The 20,628-nt window shown below is 69.6% G+C and carries 17 protein-coding genes; 7 read left to right on the forward strand and 10 right to left on the reverse strand.

The annotated features are described in order from the left end of the window. Positions 1-2: 2 nt before the first annotated feature. The 5 genes from dnaJ to VSH64_RS35915 all read right to left on the reverse strand — a co-directional run bounded on the left by dnaJ (position 3) and on the right by VSH64_RS35915 (position 5,142). On the reverse strand, positions 3-1,184 hold the full coding sequence (gene dnaJ / locus VSH64_RS35895) for a molecular chaperone DnaJ (protein WP_326567187.1): 1,182 nt from the start codon (positions 1,182-1,184) through the stop codon (positions 3-5). A gap of 33 nt (positions 1,185-1,217) precedes the next feature. Beyond that, the gene (grpE, locus tag VSH64_RS35900) at positions 1,218-1,916 is read right to left on the reverse strand and encodes a nucleotide exchange factor GrpE (protein WP_326567188.1); all 699 of its coding nucleotides are present in this window, start codon (positions 1,914-1,916) and stop codon (positions 1,218-1,220) included. Continuing rightward, a complete protein-coding gene (gene dnaK, locus VSH64_RS35905; protein ID WP_326567189.1) occupies positions 1,913-3,772 on the reverse strand; it encodes a molecular chaperone DnaK in 1,860 nt (619 codons plus the stop codon). The genes grpE and dnaK overlap by 4 nt, the downstream gene beginning before the upstream one ends. 341 nt (positions 3,773-4,113) lie before the next feature. Continuing rightward, positions 4,114-4,350, reverse strand: coding sequence for a hypothetical protein (locus VSH64_RS35910; RefSeq protein ID WP_326567190.1), 237 nt, complete (start codon positions 4,348-4,350; stop codon positions 4,114-4,116). Between the two features lie 21 nt (positions 4,351-4,371). Beyond that, positions 4,372-5,142: a DUF4097 family beta strand repeat-containing protein gene (locus VSH64_RS35915; RefSeq protein ID WP_326567191.1), complete on the reverse strand. Its 771-nt coding sequence runs from the start codon at positions 5,140-5,142 to the stop codon at positions 4,372-4,374. Between the two features lie 172 nt (positions 5,143-5,314). Here VSH64_RS35915 and VSH64_RS35920 point away from each other — a divergent pair, with 172 nt between their 5' ends. The 3 genes from VSH64_RS35920 to VSH64_RS35930 all read left to right on the forward strand — a co-directional run bounded on the left by VSH64_RS35920 (position 5,315) and on the right by VSH64_RS35930 (position 7,953). Next, on the forward strand, positions 5,315-5,854 hold the full coding sequence (locus tag VSH64_RS35920) for a YbhB/YbcL family Raf kinase inhibitor-like protein (RefSeq protein ID WP_326567192.1): 540 nt from the start codon (positions 5,315-5,317) through the stop codon (positions 5,852-5,854). Positions 5,855-6,013: 159 nt separating this feature from the next. After that, complete coding sequence (locus VSH64_RS35925; RefSeq protein WP_326567193.1) at positions 6,014-6,898, forward strand: amidohydrolase family protein; 885 nt, start codon at positions 6,014-6,016, stop codon at positions 6,896-6,898. 239 nt (positions 6,899-7,137) lie between these two features. Continuing rightward, positions 7,138-7,953 (forward strand): IclR family transcriptional regulator, encoded by an 816-nt coding sequence (locus VSH64_RS35930; protein ID WP_326567194.1) that lies wholly within the window; start codon positions 7,138-7,140, stop codon positions 7,951-7,953. A 17-nt stretch (positions 7,954-7,970) separates the two neighbouring features. Here VSH64_RS35930 and VSH64_RS35935 read toward each other — a convergent pair whose 3' ends face one another. The 3 genes from VSH64_RS35935 to VSH64_RS35945 are packed head-to-tail and all read right to left on the reverse strand — an operon-like array spanning position 7,971 to position 9,338. Beyond that, complete coding sequence (locus VSH64_RS35935) at positions 7,971-8,411, reverse strand: GNAT family N-acetyltransferase (protein WP_326567196.1); 441 nt, start codon at positions 8,409-8,411, stop codon at positions 7,971-7,973. 43 nt (positions 8,412-8,454) lie between these two features. Continuing rightward, the gene (locus VSH64_RS35940; protein WP_326567197.1) at positions 8,455-9,015 is read right to left on the reverse strand and encodes a TetR/AcrR family transcriptional regulator; all 561 of its coding nucleotides are present in this window, start codon (positions 9,013-9,015) and stop codon (positions 8,455-8,457) included. Beyond that, on the reverse strand, positions 9,012-9,338 hold the full coding sequence (locus tag VSH64_RS35945; protein ID WP_326567198.1) for a DMT family transporter: 327 nt from the start codon (positions 9,336-9,338) through the stop codon (positions 9,012-9,014). Before VSH64_RS35945 ends, VSH64_RS35940 begins: the two co-directional genes overlap by 4 nt. A 179-nt stretch (positions 9,339-9,517) precedes the next feature. Between VSH64_RS35945 and VSH64_RS35950 the strand changes: the two genes are divergently transcribed. The 3 genes from VSH64_RS35950 (at position 9,518) to VSH64_RS35960 (ending at position 14,296) form a co-directional block, all read left to right on the forward strand. Further along, the gene (locus tag VSH64_RS35950) at positions 9,518-11,815 is read left to right on the forward strand and encodes a (Fe-S)-binding protein (RefSeq protein ID WP_326567199.1); all 2,298 of its coding nucleotides are present in this window, start codon (positions 9,518-9,520) and stop codon (positions 11,813-11,815) included. 945 nt (positions 11,816-12,760) lie between these two features. Continuing rightward, complete coding sequence (locus VSH64_RS35955; RefSeq protein ID WP_326567200.1) at positions 12,761-13,144, forward strand: DUF742 domain-containing protein; 384 nt, start codon at positions 12,761-12,763, stop codon at positions 13,142-13,144. Between the two features lie 147 nt (positions 13,145-13,291). Continuing rightward, positions 13,292-14,296 (forward strand): cation diffusion facilitator family transporter, encoded by a 1,005-nt coding sequence (locus VSH64_RS35960; RefSeq protein ID WP_326567201.1) that lies wholly within the window; start codon positions 13,292-13,294, stop codon positions 14,294-14,296. 21 nt (positions 14,297-14,317) lie between these two features. Here VSH64_RS35960 and VSH64_RS35965 read toward each other — a convergent pair whose 3' ends face one another. After that, on the reverse strand, positions 14,318-14,680 hold the full coding sequence (locus VSH64_RS35965; RefSeq protein ID WP_326567202.1) for a CAP domain-containing protein: 363 nt from the start codon (positions 14,678-14,680) through the stop codon (positions 14,318-14,320). Between the two features lie 10 nt (positions 14,681-14,690). Here VSH64_RS35965 and VSH64_RS35970 point away from each other — a divergent pair, with 10 nt between their 5' ends. After that, the gene (locus tag VSH64_RS35970; RefSeq protein WP_326567203.1) at positions 14,691-14,954 is read left to right on the forward strand and encodes a hypothetical protein; all 264 of its coding nucleotides are present in this window, start codon (positions 14,691-14,693) and stop codon (positions 14,952-14,954) included. A gap of 305 nt (positions 14,955-15,259) precedes the next feature. Here VSH64_RS35970 and VSH64_RS35975 read toward each other — a convergent pair whose 3' ends face one another. Then, positions 15,260-20,611, reverse strand: a complete 5,352-nt coding sequence (locus VSH64_RS35975) for a DUF7507 domain-containing protein (protein WP_326567204.1) — start codon at positions 20,609-20,611, stop codon at positions 15,260-15,262. Positions 20,612-20,628: the final 17 nt, after the last annotated feature.

Consider the following 20,628-nt stretch of genomic DNA (forward strand, 5'->3'; position numbering starts at 1 on the left):
CCTCACCTGCCTTCGAGCATCTCGGTCACCTCGGGCCGCGGGTCGTGGCCCTTCATCGCCTCGGCGTAGGCCTCGAGGGCCTCGCGAGCCTTGTCGTCCAGTTTCGCCGGAACGGAGGCCTGCAGGGTCACGAGCAGGTCACCCTGTGAGCCGTCGCGCTTCTGGATTCCCTTGCCGCGCACGCGAAGCACGCGGCCGCTCGCGGTGCCCGCGGGAACCTTGAGCGACACCTTGCCCTCGAGCGTCGGCACCGTGATCGTGGTGCCCAGCGCGAGCTCGGTGAAGTCGACCGGCACCGTGAGCGTGAGGTCCAAGTCCTTGCGCCCGAACAGCTTGTGCGGTGCGACGTGCACGCGCACGTACAGGTCGCCGGCCTGCGCGCCGCCGCGGCCCGGTTCGCCCTGGCCGGCCAGGCGGATCCGCTGGTCGTCGTTGACGCCCGGCGGGATGCGCACGGTCAGCGTGCGGGTGCGGGTGCTGATGCCCTCGCCACCGCACTCGGGGCACGGGTCGTCGATGATCTGGCCGCGGCCGCGGCAGTCGCGGCACGGCTCGGAGAACGCGAACGCTCCCTGGCTGCGGCTGACGAGACCCGACCCGCCACAGGTCGGGCACTGGCGCGGCGACGTGCCCGGCTTCGCGCCGTTGCCGCCACACGTGGCACACGTGGCCGGGCTCGACAGCCGCAACGGCAGGGTCGCGCCCTTGACCGCCTCGGTGAAGTCGATCCGCACGTCGGTCTCGACGTCGGCGCCGCGCTGCGGCCGGTTGGCCGAAGCGGCGCCGCCGGCCCGGCCGCCCTGACGGCCGAAGATGCCGCCGAGGATGTCGCCGAGCCCACCGAAACCGCCCTGCTGAGCCGCGCCGGCCTGGCCGAAGATGTCGCCCATGTCGAAGCCGCCCGCACCGCCGCCGGCGCCGCCCGGGAACCCGCCGAAGCCACCGGAGCCGAAGAGGCGCTGGGCCTCGTCGTACTCCTTGCGCTTGGCCGGATCGGACAGCACGCCGTAGGCCTCGGACACGGCCTTGAACTTGTTCTCCGCCGCGGTGTTGCCCGCGTTGGCGTCCGGGTGGTTCTCCTTGGCGAGCTTGCGGTACGCCTTCTTGATCTCGTCCGCGGTGGCGTCGGAGGAGACACCCAGCTCTTTGTAGAAGTCCTTGCCCATCCACTCCCGAGCACTCATCGGGTGCCTCCTCCTTTCGCTGCGAAACGGTTGTTACTGCTGGTTCGGCTCATCGATCGATCCGTCCAGCGGCAGCTCGCCGCCGACGGGCGGGTCGACCGGCGACGCGGCCGGCTCGTGGTCGGTGACCCCGACCAGCGCCGCCCGCAGAACCCGGTCGCCGAAGCGGTAGCCGCGGCGCATGACCACGGTGACCGTCGGGCCCGCCACATCGGGCGAGGTGTTGTGCTGCACGGCCTCGTGCACGCTCGGGTCGAAGGGCTCGCCCTCCGCGCCGAACGACTCGAGCCCGGCTCGCTGCATGCCGCTCACCAGCTTGTCGCCGACCGCCTTGAACGCACCGGTGAGGTCACCGTGCTGCTCGGCCCGCTCGAGGTCGTCGAGCAGGGGCAGCAGATCGCCGACCACCGACGCCTTCGCGCCCAGCACCACGGCCTCGCGGTCGCGGTCCACGCGCTTGCGGTAGTTGGCGTACTCCGCCTGCAGTCGCTGCAGGTCGGCCGTGCGCTCGGCCAGCTGCTTCTCGACGTCGGACCCGATGGAGACCGCGTCGTCGATCGAGTCGCCGAGCGAGGGGCCCGCGTGCTGCGCGGGCGCCTCGTCGACAACGGCTTCGTCCTCCGGCAACGGCGGGCGAACTTCACCGGTCTGCGGGTCGACCCGCCGCCGGTCCCGCACGACTACCGGTTCCTCTGGGCCTCGGCCCTCGGCTTCGGAGTGGCGTGGGGTCACTTCTTCTCGTCCTCTTCCACGATCTCGGCGTCGACCACGTCATCGGCCTTGTCCTGGCCCGCACCCGCGGACCCGGCGTCGGCACCCGGCGCGGCACCTTCCGCACCGGCCGCACCCTGGTTGGCGTACAGCGCGGTGCCCAGCTCCTGCGAAGCCGTGTTCAGCTTCTCGATGGACTCCCGGATCTTGGCCGAGTCGGTGCCCTTGAGCGCTTCCTGGGCCTCGTCGATCGCGGTCTTCACCTTGCCCTTGAGGTCCTCGGGCAGCTTGTCCTCGTTGTCCTTGACGAACTTCTCGGTCTGGTAGACGAGAGTCTCCGCCTGGTTGCGGGTTTCCGCTTCCTCACGGCGCTTCTTGTCTTCCTCGGCGTGGGCCTCGGCGTCCTTGACCATGCGGTCGATGTCGTCCTTCGGCAGCGCGGAGCCACCGGTGATCGTCATCGACTGCTCCTTGTTCGTGCCCAGGTCCTTCGCGGTCACGTGCACGATGCCGTTGGCGTCGATGTCGAAGGTGACCTCGATCTGCGGCACGCCACGCGGGGCCGGCGGAAGACCGGTCAGCTCGAACATGCCGAGCTTCTTGTTGTGCGCCGCGATCTCGCGCTCACCCTGGAACACCTGGATCTGCACCGACGGCTGGTTGTCGTCCGCCGTGGAGAAGATCTCGCTGCGCTTGGTCGGGATCGTGGTGTTGCGCTCGATGAGCTTGGTGAACACCCCGCCCTTGGTCTCGATGCCCAGCGAAAGCGGGGTCACGTCCAGCAGGAGGACGTCCTTGACCTCACCCTTCAGCACACCGGCCTGCAGCGCGGCACCCACGGCCACGACCTCGTCCGGGTTCACGCCCTTGTTCGGCTCGCGCCCGCCGGTAAGCTCCTTGACCAGGTCCGACACGGCCGGCATGCGGGTGGAACCACCCACGAGCACGACGTGGTCGATGTCGCCGACGGCGATGCCCGCGTCGCGGATCACGTTGTTGAACGGGTTGCGGGTGCGCTCGAGCAGGTCCGCGGTGATCTTCTGGAACTCGGCGCGCGACAGCGTCTCGTCGAGGAACAGCGGGTTCTTGTCGCTGTCGACCGTGATGTAGGGCAGGTTGATGCCGGCGGAGTTGGAGCTCGAGAGCTCGATCTTCGCCTTCTCGGCCGCCTCGCGGATGCGCTGCAGGGCCATCTTGTCCTTGGTCAGGTCGATGCCGTTGGAGGCCTTGAACTTGTCGACCAGCCACTTGACGATGCGCTCGTCCCAGTCGTCACCACCGAGGTGGTTGTCACCGGACGTGGCCCGCACCTCGACGACACCCTCGCCGATCTCCAGCAGCGACACGTCGAACGTACCGCCACCGAGGTCGAAGACCAGGATGGTCTGTTCCTTCTCGCCCTTGTCCAGGCCGTACGCCAGCGCGGCGGCGGTCGGCTCGTTGACGATGCGGAGCACGTTCAGGCCGGCGATCTGCCCGGCCTCCTTCGTGGCCTGCCGCTGGGCGTCCTCGAAGTACGCCGGCACGGTGATGACCGCGTCGGTGATCTCTTCGCCCAGGTACGCCTCGGCGTCACGCTTCAGCTTCATCAGCACGCGCGCGCTGATCTCCTGCGGCGTGTAGTTCTTGGTGTCGATCTCGGTGTTCCAGTCGGTACCGATGTGCCGCTTCACGGACCGGATGGTGCGGTCGACGTTGGTCACGGCCTGGTTCTTCGCCGACTGACCGGTGAGCACTTCACCGTTCTTGGCGAACGCGACGATGGACGGGGTGGTCCGGGAGCCTTCAGAGTTGGCGATGACCGTCGGCTCGCCGCCCTCAAGGACGGCTACGACCGAGTTGGTCGTGCCGAGGTCGATGCCGACCGCTCGCGCCATGGTGCTTCCTCCTGTGTTGGCAGCTCTGCTGCTATGTTCGTGACCTGCACGTTTCGGGTCCGCCTTGAGCGGACCCCTGGCAAGTTCTATCGGGCTTCCGGCAGCTTCGTCAAGCCAGACTTGAGTCAGCTGCACTCAACCTTCGTATCAGGCTAACGAAGGGGTAGTGGCTCTTGTTCCCGGGCTCACCGGCAGATCGTGCCGTGAGGGGGTGTGAGGCCGCTCACCAGGTACTTCGTCTCCGCGGCGCGCCAGTGCGGATCCGCCGGGCCCCGCCCGAGTCGATCAGCAGCGAGCGCCGACGGCGACAGGAAGAACAAACAGGACAGCAGCGATCAGCTTCATGCCGGCCGAGCCGCCGCGACCGGACGCGCGGCGCGGTGGGACCCCTCGTCCCGCACCAGCACCGGCTCCGTGAGCCGCAGGTCGCCGGCCGGCACCGTCACCTGGACCACCGCGACCGGGGCCGGCGGGGTCACTTCGGGACGGGAGGCCAGGCCGAGGCTCGCCGTGACGACGAACGCCCCCACCGCGCCGGCCAGCACGGCCGCCAGCAGCCGGTTCTCGATCTTGCGCATCTGAATGGTCCCCCGGAGGTGTCAGGCAGCCTTGACGGTGACGCTGCCGCTGGAAGTGTTGAGGTCGAGCGTCTTCCGGTCCGTGCTGGTCGAGTCGGGGATCGACACCGTCCGGTGGCCGCTGTCGGTGTCGCCGATCACCCGGTACGACCCGGTCGGCACCCGCACGTCGACGCTGCCGGAATCGGCGTGCACCTTCACGTCGTTGGGCGTCGCGAGGGCGACCTCGACGCTGCCGCTGTCGGCGGAGACGTCGACCGGGCCGCGCACCCCGTCGGCCTTCACGTGGCCGGAGTCGCTGTGCAGCTGAACCGGGCCGACGTCCTGCAGGTCGATCGAACCGCTGTCGAGGCGCAGGTCCACCAGGCCGGCCACGTTCACCACGCGCGCGCTGCCCGAGTCGGCGGTCACGGCCACGCTCGCCACGCCCGTGACGTCCAGCGAGCCCGAATCCGACTGGCCGGTGACCGGCAGCCCGGCCGGCACGACCACATCGAAGTCGGCGGTGCAGTTGCGGCCGCAGTCGCCGAGCACGAGCTGGTCGCCTTCCACGCGGAAGGCGTCGCCGGGTTCGCCGCGGAAGTTGTAGTGGAGCTTCTGGTGCACGGAGACCGGGCCCGAGCCGGTGCGGATCCGGATGTCGCCGGAGTCGGCGTCGAGCTTCACGCCGCGGATCTGCTGCGACACCGTCGCGCTGCGCTCCACCGTGCTGCCCAGCCCCCAGCCGAGCGCGATGGCCACTCCGACGCCGATCAGAACTACGCCACCCAGTGCCAAAAGCGGGCGTGCCATGGTGTCCGTCCCCTCAGTACCACTCATCCGTCCCGCCAAACGGTAGGAGGAACGCGGTCGGTGCGGCATCCGGTAAACCCCCCGAAACATCCCTGAGGTGCCGGGGGTCGGGTCAGGGTCCTAGCCTGGGGACGACTGGACTTCCAAGATCAGCTCGCTTGAAGGAGGATTGATGCCTCAAACGCCCAATCCCTACGATTTCCTGCCGTCCGTGCCGTCGTTCACGCTGCGCAGCACGGACATCGCCGAGGGCGAGACGCTCGCGACGCCGCACCTGTCCGGCATCTTCGGCGCCGGTGGCGAAGACCGGTCGCCGCAGCTGTCGTGGGAGGGCTTCCCCGAGGGCACGCGCAGCTTCGCGATCACGATGTACGACCCGGACGCGCCCACCGCGAGCGGGTTCTGGCACTGGGCCGTGTTCAACGTCCCCGCCTCGGTCACCGAGCTCGCGGCCGACGCCGGCGACGCGAAGGGCTCCGGGCTGCCCGAAGGCGCTGTCACTCTTAAGGGTGATGGTGGCGTGAAGCAGTTCCTCGGCGCCGCCCCGCCTCCCGGGCACGGCCCGCACCGCTACTACTTCGTGGTGCACGCGCTCGACGTCGACTCGCTCGAGATCGACGGCGATGCCACGCCCGCTTTCCTGGGCTTCAACCTGTTCGGCCACACCCTGGCTCGCGCCACCATCACGGCGGTCTACGAGAACAAGGGCTGAGCGTTCTGCCTCGTCAGGGCCATCGCGGGTTCGCCCGCGGTGGCCCTGAGCCGTTTTTCCGCTCCATGGAATCACCGCCGTTGACCCGCTCCCGCCCTGGGGAAGACGATCAGAAGCTGCACATCAGCACGTACTCGTACCGCAAGGGAGCCGGCACCGATGTACGAAAAGGACGGCGAGCGCTACTTCATCGTCGACGGGCACGTGCACTTCCGGAAGCCGAGCGACACCGGCTTTCGGCGCCAGAGCGAGGAAACGATCCTCTACGACCTGTTCGACACCGGGTTCGTGGACCACGCGATCTGCCAGCCCGCCGACGCCGAGGGAGAGGTCGCCGCGAGCGCGCTCGCCGAGCGGCACCCCGAACGGTTCAGCGTGGCCGGCCTCGAGCCGGTCGAGGGCCGGCCGGGGCTCAAGGGCGTCAAGCTCATCACCTCCGAGCAGGGCCGGCAGCTGTCGGACCCGTGCTCGTACCGCTTCCTGGAGCGGTGCCAGGAGCTCGGCATCCGCAACGTCCACCTCCACGCCGACCCCGCGGTGCGGCTGCTCGACGCCGAGGACCGCGACGGTTCATCGTCCTTCGACGCCGCCGGCCTCGACGAGGTGGCCGCCGCGTTCCCGGACCTGAGGTTCATCGTCGAGCACGTGGGCTTGGCGCGACTGCAGGACTTCTGCTGGATCGCCACGCAGGAACCGAACGTGTACGCCGGGCTCGCGCTGGCGTTGCCGTTCATCCACACGCGGCCGCGCGCCTTCGCCGAGATCGTGGGCGAACTGCTCTACTGGATGGACGAGAACCGCATCACCTTCGCGAGCGACTACGGGCTCCAGGGGCCGCGTGAGCTCGTGGAGTCCTTTGTGGACTTCGAGATGCCGGAGGACTTCCACGACGAGTACGGCGAGCTCACCGCGGCCACGAAGAAGAAGATCCTCGGCCTCAACACGGCCCGGCTGTACGGCCTGGCGGTGCCCGAAGACCTCGTGGTCGCCGACGCTCCGGCGGAAAGCCACGAGATCGCATCCGGCTCGAAAGTACCGGTCTGACGACTCACCCGTTCGGTCCAGTGGGCCGAAATCCGATTACACCGGAGTCACCACGGCGGGCCGATGCGGGAACGGCTTGATCTCACCGGGTGAAGCCGAGGTGTGGCCCGCGTGAGCACCGGCGACGACGTCGCAATCGTTGCCGACCGGGTACTCCGCTTGAGCCGTTCGGAGCACGTATGGTGGGGGGCGCAGGTGATCGCCCGTTCACTGCCGAACGGTTTCACGGAGGTGCCGCTGTGTCCGAACCCGCCCTGCCGCTTTCCGACGACGACACCGCGGAGAAGGAACCCAGTGGACTCATCGGCTCGGCCCAGCGAGCGTTGCGCGTGCTCGAGATCGTGGCCGGCGCCGGTGACGGCATCGCGGCCAAGGCCGTCGCCCGGCGCGCCGGCTACAAGCTCTCCACGACGTACCACCTGCTCAACACCCTGGTCCACGAGGGCTACCTCATCCGCCTCGGCCACGGCCGCGGCTTCGGCCTCGGGTACAAGGTCGGCGGTCTCTACCACAGCCTGCTCGGCGAGCTCGACGTCGACCACCAGCTGCGCGACGGCCTGCACCAGCTGCACCTGCGCGTGAGCGCGCCCGCCTACTACACGGTGTTCCGCGACACCGACGTCGTGGTCGCGGCCGTGGCCGACTCGCCGGAGTTCCCGCGTGCGCAGCCGCTCGACTTCGGCTTCCACGAAGCCGCGCACGCCACCGCGTTCGGCAAGGTGATGCTCGCGTCGCTGCCGGTGCGCGAACGCCGCGACTACCTCGCCGGCGCCGGCATGCCGCGCCTCACCGACCGCACCCGCGTGACCGCGCACGACCTCGAGACGGAGCTGGAAACCGTGGCCCGCTCGGGAATCGCGCTCGAGATCGAGGAGTTCCAGCCACAGCTGGCTTGCGTGTCCGCGCCGGTGCTCGACAGCGCGCTGCGCGTCACGGGCGCGGTCGCGTTCTCGGTGCCGGTGAACCAATTCGCCGACCGTCGCTCGGACCTCGAACGCGCGGCCCGCGCCGGTGCCGCGAGCATCTCGAAGTTGTTGTCGGCCAAGGACAACTGAAATTTCGACCGATCGGTCTACCGCAGCGATTCGCGGTTGACGCCTTCGCGTTCGAGGAACCGGCCTTGGGTGTGCTCGGCGAAGCCGAACTGCCGGTACAACCCGTGCGCGTCGGCCGTGTGCAGCATCCAGCGCAGGCCCGCGCCCGGGCCGTTGTCGATCATCTCGCGCACGATCTCCTTGCCCAGCCCCGAGCCGCGCGCGTCTTCGACCACGAACACGTCGCCGAGGTAGGCCGAGGACACCCCGTCGGAAAACGCGCGGGCGAAGCCGACCTGACGGCCGGTGGCGCGCTCGTACGCGCCGACCACCCGCCAGGACCCGGCCACGGCCGCCTCCACCTGTTCGCGCGTGCGCCAGCGGCCCCAGTAGGCCTCGGTGGAGAGGAACTTCCACAGCACGTCGAGGTCGAGCCGGCCGGGGTCGTCGTCGAGTTCGTAGTCGCCTGCGATCCGCATGAGCGCAAGCTAGCCGAACCGGGGAAGCGACCGCATCACCGTTTCAGCGGGGCTTGAGCAGGTAGTCGACGACCGGGCGCAGCTCGTCGGCCGAGGGCGGCTCGTCGTCGATCAGGCCCTGGATCAGCAGGCCGTCGATGCCGGCGAGGAACACGCGGAACGCCACCTCGTCGTGGTGGCGGACCATGGAGGTGAGCACGTCGAGCCAGCGCCGCGCGGCCGGGCGCAGCTCGGGTTTGCGCGCGGCCAGCAGGTAGAGCTCGTACTCGGCCATCGTGCGCCCGCGGCGCGGCCCGAGCGCCTCGGCGAGCAGGCCGGCCACCTCCTCGGCGCCGCGGCTGCCGCGCGAGCGGGCGCGGTCGATCATCCAGTACACCTCGGTGGCCATGTCGCGGGCGCACGAGATGAGCGTGGCCACGAGCAGGTCGTCGAGCGAGGCGAAGTGGTAGGTGGTCGACGCGGTGGGCACGTCGGCCTCGGTGGCCACGGTGCGGTGCGTGACGCCGGCGACGCCGTCGCGCTCGATCACCCGCAGCGTGGCCTCGATGATCTCCGCGCGCCGCTTGTCACCGCGCGCCTTGCGTCCGTCGACCTGGATCTTCACTGGCTGCTCCCGACCTCGATCAGCACCACCCCGCCGATCACGAGCACGAGCCCGCCGATCATCGCGAGGTTCAACGGCTCCTTCAAAAACAGCACACCGATGACCGCGACGAGCGCGACACCGGCCGCGGCCCAGATCGCGTACGCGACACCGATCGGCAACCCGAGCTTCAGCACCCGTGACAGCGCGAAGAACGCCACGCCGTACCCGATGGCGACGAGCACGGACGGCGTGACTTTGGTGAAGCCCTCGGAGAGCTTCAGGGAAACGGTGGCCGTCACTTCTGCGGCGATCGCCAAAGCGAGGTACAAGTAAGCACCCATGGACACAAAACTACCTGAACGATCGTCTCACTAGCCAGCGAGGCGTGCACCACATCGGTGGGACTTGGGCGCTGCCAACCAGTTACCCATCAGTACGAAGCGTTACCCTGCTCGGCACCGGCACCTGTGGATCACTCGCGGGCACCGGCACCACCACACCGGACGAAAGGCACCCGACGATGGGCGCTGTAGAGCTGACGCTCGGGGGGATCTCGGTCCTCCTGGGCATCGTCGCCTGGGGAATGTTCATCGCCACCATCGCCCGCTTCGTGCGGGTGATCCGGCTGGGCCAGCCCGACTCGACGCGCAACGGACCGTTCCTGCCGCGGCTGGGCACGTTGATCAAGGAGTTCGCCGCGCACACGCGCATGGCGAAGTTCCGCCAGGTCGCGCCGTGGCACTGGATGGTGATGTGGGGCTTCCTCATCGGGTCGCTCGCGCTGTTCGAGGCCTACGGCGAGGTGTTCGTGCCGACGTGGGGCTGGCCGTTCCTCGAGGACTGGGCACCGTGGAGCCTGCTCATGGAGCTGCTCGGCGTGGCCACGATCGTCGGCGGCGTCGGCCTCGTGCTCATCCGCCAGGCCAACCACCCGCGCCGCGCCGACCGGCAGTCGCGCTTCGCGGGCTCGAACTTCAAGTGGGCCTACTTCGTCGAGGCCGTGGTGATCATCGAGGGCATCGGCATCATCGGCGTGCGCGCCGCGAAGGCCGCGATGGGCGTGCACGAGACGCCGACCTGGGCCGCGTTCGTGTCCAACCCGCTGGCCCACGCGCTGCCCTCGAGCGCCGCGCTGGTGTCGGTGTTCGCGTTCATCAAGCTGATGAGCGCCACGGTGTGGCTGATCGTGGTGGCCCGCACGATGACCATGGGCATCGCGTGGCACCGGTTCAGCGCGTTCTTCAACATCTACTTCAAGCGCGAGGCCGACGGCGGCGTCGCCCTCGGCCCGGTGAAGCCGATGATGAGCAAGGGCAAGGTGCTCGACCTCGAGGAAGCGGATCCGGACGAGGACACGTTCGGCGTCGGCCGCGTCGAGGACTTCAGCTGGAAGGGCTGGCTCGACTTCTCCACGTGCACGGAGTGCGGCCGCTGCCAGTCGCAGTGCCCGGCGTGGAACACCGGCAAGCCGCTGTCACCGAAGCTGCTGATCACGCAGCTGCGCGACCACGCCTACGCGAAGGCGCCGTACCTGCTGGCCGGCGGCAAGCGGGACATGGCGGGCGACGAGATCGGCTTGACCGGCGACAACCCGCACGCCGGGATCGACGTGCTGGCGCTGGCCGAGTCCGAGCGGCCGCTGATCGGCGGTGCCGAAGACGGCGGCGTGATCGACCCCGACATGCTCTGGTCTTGCACGTCGTGTGGTGCCTGCGTGGAGCAGTGCCCGGTGGACATCGAGCACGTGGACCACATCGTGGACATGCGCCGCTACCAGGTGATGATCGAGTCGTCGTTCCCGACCGAGCTCAACGGCATGTTCAAGAACCTGGAGAACAAGGGCAACCCGTGGGGCCAGAACGCCAAGGACCGTCTGCAGTGGACGGATGACCTCGACTTCGAGGTGCCGGTCTTCGAGGGCGACCTGGGCGACGCCGAGTACCTGTTCTGGGTCGGCTGCGCCGGCGCGTTCGAGGACCGCGCGAAGAAGACCACGCGCGCCGTGGCCGAGCTGCTGCACATCGCGGGTGTGAAGTACACCGTGCTCGGCTCGGAGGAGTCGTGCACCGGTGACCCGGCGCGCCGCGCGGGCAACGAGTTCCTGTTCCAGATGCTGGCCCAGCAGAACGTCGAGGTGCTCAACTCGGTGTTCGAGGGCCGCGAGCGCAAGGCACGCAAGGTCGTGGTGACCTGCGCCCACTGCTTCAACACGCTCGCCAACGAGTACCCGGAGCTCGGCGGCCAGTTCGACGTCGTGCACCACACGCAGCTGCTCAACCGCCTGGTGCGGGAGAAGTACCTGACGCCGGTGGCGCCGGTCGCCGAGGACGTGACCTACCACGACCCGTGTTACCTGGGCCGCCACAACAAGGTCTACGACGCTCCGCGTGAGCTCGTCGGCGCGTCGGGCGCGAAGCTGCGCGAGATGCCGCGCCACGGCGACCGGTCCATGTGCTGTGGCGCCGGCGGCGCGCGCATGTGGATGGAGGAGAAGATCGGCAAGCGGATCAACGTCGAGCGCGTGGACGAGGCGCTGGGCACCGCACCGTCGAAGATCGCCACCGGCTGCCCGTTCTGCCGCGTGATGCTCACCGACGGCGTCACGGCGCGCCAGAGCGACGGCCTCGCGAGCGAGCGCGTGGAGGTCGTGGACGTGGCGCAGCTGCTGCTCACGGCCGTGAAGCGCAAGCCGGAGCCGGCGCTGGTGGCGGCGGGCGCCCCGGCGCTCGAGAGCTCGGACGCCGACCTCGGCGGCGAGCCGGACGTGCCGACCGACGAGAAGCCGACCGGGACACCGCTGCCGGACGAGGACAAATAACCGGTCGCGAACTGGAATGAACGCCCCTTTTGCGATGGTTCGCCATCGTGAAAGGGGCGTTTTTAGATCATTGCCACGGGCACACTCGCGATTAACGGCCCGTGTACGAATGCGTACACAGCGAAACGATCACTTCGCTCGCTTTCACCCGCCTATTCGCCGGCGCCGCGGGAGCCAGGCCGGCGTCTCGGATGCTGGGAACAGGGCCGTCTGCCGTAGCCCTGCACGGCTCGCCGGCGCGGCCTTGGCGACCCCTCGCGTCGGCGGAGTTCGCCTTACACCTGACCGTTCGCGCCCTTGACACCCGCGGTCCGATGTGGGCCAGGTTCGGGGCGAGACTGGGCGCGAGCGCGGTGTTCCACCTGCTGGACAAGGGGATGACTGCTCCATTCGTGCAGCACGGTCACGGCGAAATTGGCATTCTCAACGATCATGGTCGCACTGCGGCGGACTGGTATCCGCCGCCGTTTTCCCTGGCAGCGGGCGCGGTCGGCACGTCCTGCCGGGTCAGTCCACTGGCAACCCGAGCGCACCGATCGAACAACTGATCCTCATTCCCGCGACATTGATCATCTTCGCTTTGATGGCGCGAAGGAATTCCGGTAACCGTTTGACCACGCAGCCGCACCTTCCCCGAAATAGCGACCGAAAACGTTTACCGTGCATATTTTCTGCACCCTGGACCCGGCTTCGTCACATTGCCGATGACAGACAGGACAACGGGCGTATTCTTCGGTTTCTCGCGACCGACGCCGCTTGCGGGAAGCGAATTCGGCTACCGGTATAAGGGGGCGCGACGTGGTGAACGGGTACAGCGGACCTGGCTACACCGGCCACTCGGGCACACCCTTTCCGCCTTCCGGACGAGTCAGCGTCGCCCCGAGCCGCCCGCCGGAGCCCGAGTGGCCGAGCGCGAGCCGCGAGGAGTTCGCTGGCGAGCCAGTGGTGGGCGACGGCTGGGTCGCCGATCCCTCGCCGGTTCCCGGCCCGCGCACGCTCGTGCGGCCGTACGTCCTCACCCGCGGCCGCACGCACTCGCGCCGCAACCTGGCCGTCGAGGCGCTCGTGAAGGCCAACGCCCAGGACCCCCGCTGGAACTCGCCGCAGATCAAGGGCGAGTTCCGGATCGTGCGGTCACTCTGCCTGTACCCGCGGTCGGTGGCCGAGGTGGCAGCCACGCTGAACGTGCCGCTGGGCGTAGCGCGCGTGCTTCTCGACGACCTGGCCGAACTCGGTCTCGTCACGATCCACGCGCCGCAGCGCAAGGAGGACGGCCGCCCGGCCATCGCGCTGATGGAACGCGTGCTGTCGGGGCTGAACCGACTCTGACCCGGCGCTGACCCGACACTGGCGCGGCACTGATCCAGTGCTGATCCAGTGCTCAACCGGCTCGAACCGACTCGGACGCGACGCTGAGCCGGCGCCGAACCCACTCTCGACCGACTCGGACGCCGGCGCGCCGCTAGTGTTCTGGCCGTGAGCGAGCAAGAGGAAAAGGGCGGCGAGAGCACCCTCACCGTGCTGCTGGCCGGCGGCGTGAACCTGGCCATCGCCATCCTGAAGCTGATCGCCGGGATCATCACCGGCTCGGGCGCGATGCTGTCGGAGGCCGCGCACTCGGTGGCCGACACGATCACCGAGGTCCTGTTGCTCACCGCGCTGAAACGCTCGGAGCGCCCGGCCGACCGGATCCACCCGTTCGGCTACGGCAAGGAACGCTACTTCTGGTCGCTGCTGGCGGCCGTCTCGATCTTCGCCTCGGGCGCGATGTTCGCGCTGTACGAGGGTTTCACTACCGTGTTCGGCGAAAGCGAAGAGCAGACGAACCCGATCGTCGGGTACTCGGTGCTGGGCATCGCGTTCGTGCTCGAGGGCACGTCGTGGCTGCAGGCGATCCGGCAGGTCCGCAACGAGTCCCGCCAAGAAGGCCGGTCGTTCTTCGCCTACCTGCGGATGATCGACGACCCGGCACCGAAGACCGTGCTCTTCGAGGACTCGGCCGCGCTGATCGGTCTGCTGCTCGCCTTCGGCGGCATCGGGTTGCACCAGCTCACGGGTTCCTCGGTGTGGGACGGCATCGCGTCGATCCTCATCGGCGTGCTGCTCGCGTGTGTCGCGTACCTGCTGGGCCGCACCAACCGTGGCCTGCTCATCGGCCGGCAGGCGGATCCGCGGATCGTGCGCGGGGTGCGCGACCACCTCGGTTCGGCCCCGGAGATCGAGGCGGTGGTGGACTTGCAGACGATGCTCATGGGCACCGACCAGGTGCTGGTGTGCGCCCGCGTGGACTTCGACGATTCACTGGGCGCGGCCGACGTCGAGTTCGCGTGCGTGCGGATCGCGGGTGAGCTCACCGCGGGGTTCCACGACGTGACCGAGGTGTTCATCGAGCCGGTGCCGCGGACGGATCCGAACCTGCGCGCGGCGGTGCTGGCGCGCTACGGGGACCTGAGCACGCGGCCGATCGAGGACTCGCAGTAGGCGGTCTCCGCACCGGTCGGCTCAGTACCCGAAGTCCTGCGTCCAGTACCAGCCGGCGGTGGTCACGCCGACGCCGAGCTTGGTCAGCGAGCAGTTGAGGATGTTCGCGCGGTGGCCGCTGGAGTCCATCCACAGCTGCATCACCTGCTTCGCGCTCGTCGCACCCTTCGCGATGTTCTCGGCGCCCGGCTTGCTGTAGCCGGCGTCGCGGATGCGCTCGTCGAAGTGCTCGCCCTCGGGGGTGTCGTGCGAGAAGTAGTTGCGCGCCGACATGTCGTCGCTGTGGTCCTGCGCGGCCTTGTCGAGGTGGGATTCCTCGGTCACGGGGTCGCAGCCGGCCTTGGCGCGCTCGTCGTTCACGAGGTCCACGACCTGACCGGCCATCGACGGGTTGGTGCTGCGGGCCGGGCTGCTCGACGACGGCGTGGTCTTCGGAGCCGGCGGCGGAGGCGCGGGGCTGTCGCTGCTGCTGGGGGTGCCTGGCGTGGTCGTCGAGGTGGGATCGGTGCTGGCCGATGTCGTCGGCGTCGCCGGAGCGCTGGACTCGGACGACGGCGCGCCGGTCGCGCCCGGCACCGGGGTGCCGCCGGTGATGGACGACGAAGGCTGCTTCGCGAAGGGGTCGACCGACGGGACGCCGGACAGCGGGTCGGACTGACCTGCGGCGGCACTACCGAGCGTCGCCGCGCTCGGTCTGTCGTGGAGCCACACTGTCCCTCCGGCGGCGGTAAAACCGCCGAGAAGAACACTCAGTGACACCAAAATCACTCGACCGCGCGCACCAATGGGGGACACGGGCGAGGAAACTATCACGAACCGATTACGACCGTTACCCCCGAAAGGCCCAGTGCCTTTTTTGATCAAGGTCCGGAAATGATCACTCGCGCGGGCCGGTTTCCTGGTGCAGGGGCAGGTGGATCTCCTGGTGCACCGGCGGTTCCGCGGCCGGCCGGGAGATTCAGCTCACGTTCGGGGGCGACGGGTCACGCGCAGAAGGAGCGCGCCCGAGCCGAGGAGGGCGAGGGCGGCCAGCAGGTAGGTCCAGTCGGAGCCCGGTTCCTGCGGCTTTTCCGCCGTGGCACGCGGGTGTGGGGTGAGCACGCGGACGGACGCGGCGGCTCGGACGGTGAACGCCGGCGCCCCGGCCGGTGCGGCGGTCACGTCGACGGCGTCGGTGAGCGTGCCGGTGCGGGGCGCGGTGGCGGTGCGGGTCCAGTCGCGCCGGTTGCCGGGGTCGAGGTGGTGACCGTCGACCGTGAGCGGTGCGGTGCCGGTGTTGGCGGCGGTGACCAGGAAGGTGACGGTGTCGCCGGGGTTCGCGGTCGGATCGGCGGTTTCGGTGACGGTGAGGGCCGGGTGCGGTTCGGACCTGGGCTCGGCCTGGCGGGCGGGTGCCGGTGTGCCGAGGACGTCCGTGGTTGTGGTGGCGCCGGCCGTGAGCTGACGGCCGGCGGGGTCGTGTGCGGTGGCGATCGTGTCGGTCACGGTGCTCCGCTCGGCGATGCGGGTGCAGGCGCGCAGTGCGGTAGCGCCGGGTGCGAGCGTCGCCAGGGTGAACGCGCAGGCCGGGTCCGCGGCGCGAACGGTCACCTCTTGCAGCGCCGCATCGCCGGTGTTGCGGACGGTGGTCAGGTCCGTGACCGGGTCACCCGGGCGGATGGGCTGGTGCAGGTGGTCGGTGGCCACGGTGAGGCCGGGGTGGATCACCGGCACGGGTGTGGTCGCCGTGGTGGTGATGGCTGCGCCGCGGGCCGGGGTGGCGGAGGCGGTCGTGCTGTCGGGCGTGGAGCCGGTGGCCGTGGTGGTACACGGGTAGCGCTGGATGCCGTTCACCGGCAGTTCCGCGAACGTCCGCGTGCATTCGGGCGCCTGCGGGTCGGTCACGCGGACGTCGTGCAGCGCGGTATCGCCGGTGTTGGTGAGCACGAGGTCGAAACGCACGGAGTCGTCGGCTCGGTAGGGGCCGGGATCGGCGCGTTTCGTGAGGGTGAGTTTCGGTTGCAGCACCTCGAACGACGCCTGCGCGCTCGCCGTCACCGCGCGGTGGATCGGGTCGGTGCCGGTGGCTTTGGTCGTGCTCGTGAAGCCGGTGGCGCCCGCGACAGTGGTGCAGGTGTAGGTCTCCTCGGCGTCGGGGGCGAGAGCGGCCACGTCGTGCGCGCAGGCCGGGGTGTGATCGTCGGTGAGGGTGATTTTCGTCAGCGGCACGTCGCCGACGTTCTTCACCAGCACGGAGAACGTGACGGTGTCACCCTGGCGGACCTGGTACGGCTCGGCGTCGGTCATGAGCGCGAGCTCGGGGTGGATCACGTCGATGCTCGTGGTGCCCGACGCGGTCACGGGGCGGGTCGTCGGGTCGTTGGCCGTGGCGTTCACGGTGGTGCTGAAGTCGTCGGGCGCGGCCTTCACGGTGCAGGTGTAGGTGGCGGCCGCGCCGGTGGCGAGCTGGTCGAGGTCGTGCGGACAGCCCGTGAGGGTGATTTTTGTCAGCGGGGTGTCGCCGGTGTTCGTGACGGTGACGGTGATCGTGACGTCGTCGTTCTGCCGGGCTTGTGGTTGTGCGGCAACGGGTTTCACCGTGAGCGCCGGGTGGATCACGTCGATCGTGGCGTCGGCCGTCGCCGTGAGCGCGGGGCCGGTGGTCGGCCTGCCGATGGCGTGGGCGGTGAGGACGGTGTCGTCGGCCGGCGCCGGTGCCGTGCAGTCGTAGGACTGCTTCGCGCCGGGCGCGAGGGTGGCGAAGGTCTTGGCACAAGCGGGGATCGTGGCGTCGGTGATCGTGATCGCGGTGACGGGTGAGTCGCCGGTGTTGGTCACGGTGAGCGTGGTGGTCACGGCGTCGCCGGCGCGAAAGGGACCGCCGTGCACGGTGCGGCTGAGCGAGAGGCCGGGGTGCAGCACGGTGAACGCTGCGCCGGCCGTTGCGGTCACGGTGCCGCCGAGCGGGTCGGTGCCGGTGACTTTCGCGAGGTTGGTGTAGCCGTCGGGGCCGGCTTTCGTGGTGCAGGTGTACTGATCGGTGGCGCCGGGTGCGAGGGTGGTGCCGTCGGCGCGGGCGCAGGCTGGGGTCTTTTCATCCACAATGGACAGTTTGGTGAGCGCGACGTCGCCGGAGTTGCGCACGGTGATCGTGAAGGTCACGCGGTCGCCTTCGCGCACCTGCTGGGGCGCGACGGCCTGGGTGATCGCGACGGCGGGGTGGATCACGTCGAGGTGCGCTTCGGCGCTCGCGGAGACCGGTCGGTTCGACGGATCGGTGCCGGTGACCTTCGCGGTGCTGGTGAAGTCGTCGCCCGGGGCGTGAGTGCAGGTGGTGTTCTGTTTCGCCTGCGGCGCAAGGGTTCCGAGGCGGTGGGCGCATTCGGGTGCGGCGGGGTCTTCGAGCGTGACGTCGTGCAGCTCGGTGTCGCCGGTGTTGGTGGTGGTGATCGTGAAGGTCGCCGGCTCGCCGGGCCGGACCACGGCGGGCGCGACGGTCTGCGTCACAGCGACGGCCGGGTGGATCACGTCAAGGGTGGTCTCGGCGCTCGCCGTCACGACCGGTCCCACCGGGGCGGCCGCGGTCACGGTGAGCGATTCGGTCACGTCGTCCGCCGGCGCGGTGGTGGTGCAGGTGAAGGCCCAGGTGCCTCCGGGGGCCAGCGGTGCGTCGTGGTTCTGAGTGCAGGCTTCGGCCCGGTCGGGGGTGGTGACCTGCAGTTTCGTGAGCGGGGTGTCGCCGGTGTTCGTCACGGTGACCTGCACCGGCACGCTGTCGTGTTCGCGGAACGGTCCACCTTGGACGGTGGTGGCGAGCGTGACGGCCGGGTGCACCACGGTGAACGACGCGTCGGCCGAGGCCGCGACGGTCCGGCCGGTCGGGTCGGTTCCGGTGGCCGCCAGGGAGTTCGTGAAGCCGTCCGCGCCGGCCACGGTCGTGCAGTCGAAGGTCTGGGTGCCCTGCGGGGCAAGGATTCCGAGCGGCTTGGCGCAGTCGGGCACCTTGCTGCTGGTGAGGGCCAGATCGTGCAGCGGCACGTCACCGGTGTTGCGCACCGTGACGGTGAAGGTCACGCGGTCGCCCTCGCGCACCTGCTGCGGCGCGACGGACTGCGTGACCGCGACGACGGGGTGGATCACGTCGACCGGCGCGTCGGCTGTCACGCTGAGTTGTTTGCCCAGCTCGTCTTTGCCGGTCGCGACCACGGGGTCGGTGACGTCGTCGGCCGGGGCGAGCAGGTCGCATTGGTAGGTCTGCACCGCTTGGGGCGCCAGGGTGCCGAACTTCCGCACGCAGCCGGGCGTGCGCTCGTCGGCCACCGCGACGTCGTCGAGCGGCGCGTCGCCGGTGTTCTTCAGCGTGACGGTGAAGGTCACGCGGTCCCCTTCGCGCACCTGCGTGGGCGCGGCCGTCTTGGTGATCGACAACGCCGGGTGGATCACCTTCGCCGTGGCTGACGCGGTGTCGGACACGAGCTGGCCGGACAGGTCGGTGCCGGTCGCCGTGACCGTGTTCGTGGTGGTCAGCGTCGGGTTCGCGGTGCACGGGAAGCTCTGCTGCGCGCCGGCGGCCAGCGCGCCGAACGTCCGCGCACACGCCGGCGTGGTGGCGTCGGTGACGACCACGGGGTTCAGCGGACTGTCGCCGGTGTTGCGCACGGTGATCGTCCAGGTCACCGGCTCACCGCCGTGGACCACGGCCGGGTCCACGGTTTTGGTGACTTCAAGCGCCGGCGCGATGAGCGGCACGTCGGCGTCGGCCGCGGCGGTCACCGATTTGCCCAGCGGATCGGTGCCGGCCACGGAAGCGTGGGTGTCGGAAACCGGCGCCTTCGCCGTGCAGGTACCGGTGGTGTGCTGGCCCGGCGCGAGCGTCCCGATCGTGCGCGCACAGCCGTTCGCACCGGTCACGGCGACGTCGTGCAGCGGCACGTCGCCGGCGTTGGTGGCGGTGACCGTGAACGTCACGGGATCACCGGTGCGATAAGCCGCCTTGTCGACGTGCTGGGCGAGCGTGATCGCGGGGTGGACCACGTCGATGCGAGTGGTGGCGCTGCCCTCGAGCGCGTCACCGAGCGTGCTGGTACCGGTGACCTTCGCGGTGCTCGTGACGTCGTCGGCCGGTGCGGTGACCGTGCACTGGTAGCCCGTGGTCGCGCCCGCGGCGAGCGCACCGATCTTCTTGGCACAGCCCGGAAACCGGTCGTCCTTCACCTCGACGTCGGTGGCCGCGGTGTCGTTCGGGTTGGTCACGCCGACGGTCACGGTGACCTGGTCACCGGCGTGCGCGCGCGGCGGATCGGCGTGCGTCGCGAGCTGCAGGTCCGGCACCGGCACGGAGAACACCAGGCTCTGCACGGCGAAATCGTCGCCGGTCGTGCTGAACGAGAGCTTCGCGCTGGTCGCGCCGCTGGGCACGGCGTCGCTGCTCAACGCCTTGGCGTCGATGCCGAAGGTGTTCTTGACGTCGGGTTTCGCGGCGTTGTCGGTGCTCGCGACGAAGAAGTTGTCAGCCGCGCCGGTGCCGGGTTCGGCGACGGGTTTGTCGTTGATGAGGAAACGGTCACCCGTGGTGCCCCAGTCGCCGCCTTCGGCGGTCACGCCGACGTGGGCATCGGCCGAAGCCGCGCGGAACCCGGTGACGGTGGTGGTCGTGGCGGGACCGTTCGCGCTCTGGGCCGCGTGCCCGTCGTAGACGTAGATCGCGCGTTTCGCCGGCGCGTACTGCGGATCCCGCGTGGGGTAGGCGAACACGACCGCAACCGACCAGCCGCCGCCGCACCCGCGGCCGGCGGTGGTCCACACGTTCGCGGCGGTGAGCGTGAGCGGCGCGCCCGTAGCGGCCGTCGCGAACTGACCGGTCACGTCGGCGTAGGCGGAGTAGGACTTCGCGTCCTCGGCGTAGGAGCCGGGGGCCACGTCGGCGTGGGCCGCGCCCACGGAAAAGCGCACGGCCTGCGTCTTCGGCGACCCGGCCGGGCTCGCGCACGCTGACGTCGTGCCGCCCCAGGTCAGCCGCGCGAACGCGACCTTCGCCCCCGGCGGGACCGTGACGGACGCGGTGGAGGAGTCGAACGTGCTCGCGTCGGAGTCCACATCGGACCAGCGCAACGCGAAGTCCGCGGCCGGTTTTTTGGTGTCGCGATGGGCGGCTTTCGCACAATCGGCGTCACCGGGTACGCACTCGACCACACTGTTTCCGGCGTAGAGGAAATCGCCGTACACCACTTGGTGGTAATTCTGCGCCAATCCCTTGACGGTATCCGCGTGCGCCGGCACGACGAAGGTGGCCAGGAGGCCGAATACCGCGAGCAGACGTTTCCCGGCCGAGCCCATGACCGCGAGCTTTCCAC

Source organism: Amycolatopsis rhabdoformis (genome assembly GCF_035918295.1).
In the GTDB taxonomy this organism is placed as follows: Bacteria; Actinomycetota; Actinomycetes; order Mycobacteriales; family Pseudonocardiaceae; genus Amycolatopsis; species Amycolatopsis rhabdoformis.

Bases quoted from the DNA above. Each gene is read 5' to 3' on its own strand.
- dnaJ (WP_326567187.1), bottom strand. From the start codon at position 1,184: ATGAGTGCTCGGGAGTGGATGGGCAAGGACTTCTACAAAGAGCTGGGT.
- dnaK (WP_326567189.1), bottom strand. From the start codon at position 3,772: ATGGCGCGAGCGGTCGGCATCGACCTCGGCACGACCAACTCGGTCGTA.
- VSH64_RS35910 (WP_326567190.1), bottom strand. From the start codon at position 4,350: ATGCGCAAGATCGAGAACCGGCTGCTGGCGGCCGTGCTGGCCGGCGCG.
- VSH64_RS35915 (WP_326567191.1), bottom strand. From the start codon at position 5,142: ATGGCACGCCCGCTTTTGGCACTGGGTGGCGTAGTTCTGATCGGCGTC.
- VSH64_RS35920 (WP_326567192.1), top strand. From the start codon at position 5,315: ATGCCTCAAACGCCCAATCCCTACGATTTCCTGCCGTCCGTGCCGTCG.
- VSH64_RS35925 (WP_326567193.1), top strand. From the start codon at position 6,014: ATGTACGAAAAGGACGGCGAGCGCTACTTCATCGTCGACGGGCACGTG.
- VSH64_RS35935 (WP_326567196.1), bottom strand. From the start codon at position 8,411: ATGCGGATCGCAGGCGACTACGAACTCGACGACGACCCCGGCCGGCTC.
- VSH64_RS35945 (WP_326567198.1), bottom strand. From the start codon at position 9,338: ATGGGTGCTTACTTGTACCTCGCTTTGGCGATCGCCGCAGAAGTGACG.
- VSH64_RS35950 (WP_326567199.1), top strand. From the start codon at position 9,518: ATGGGCGCTGTAGAGCTGACGCTCGGGGGGATCTCGGTCCTCCTGGGC.
- VSH64_RS35965 (WP_326567202.1), bottom strand. From the start codon at position 14,680: ATGGCCGGTCAGGTCGTGGACCTCGTGAACGACGAGCGCGCCAAGGCC.
- VSH64_RS35975 (WP_326567204.1), bottom strand. From the start codon at position 20,611: ATGGGCTCGGCCGGGAAACGTCTGCTCGCGGTATTCGGCCTCCTGGCC.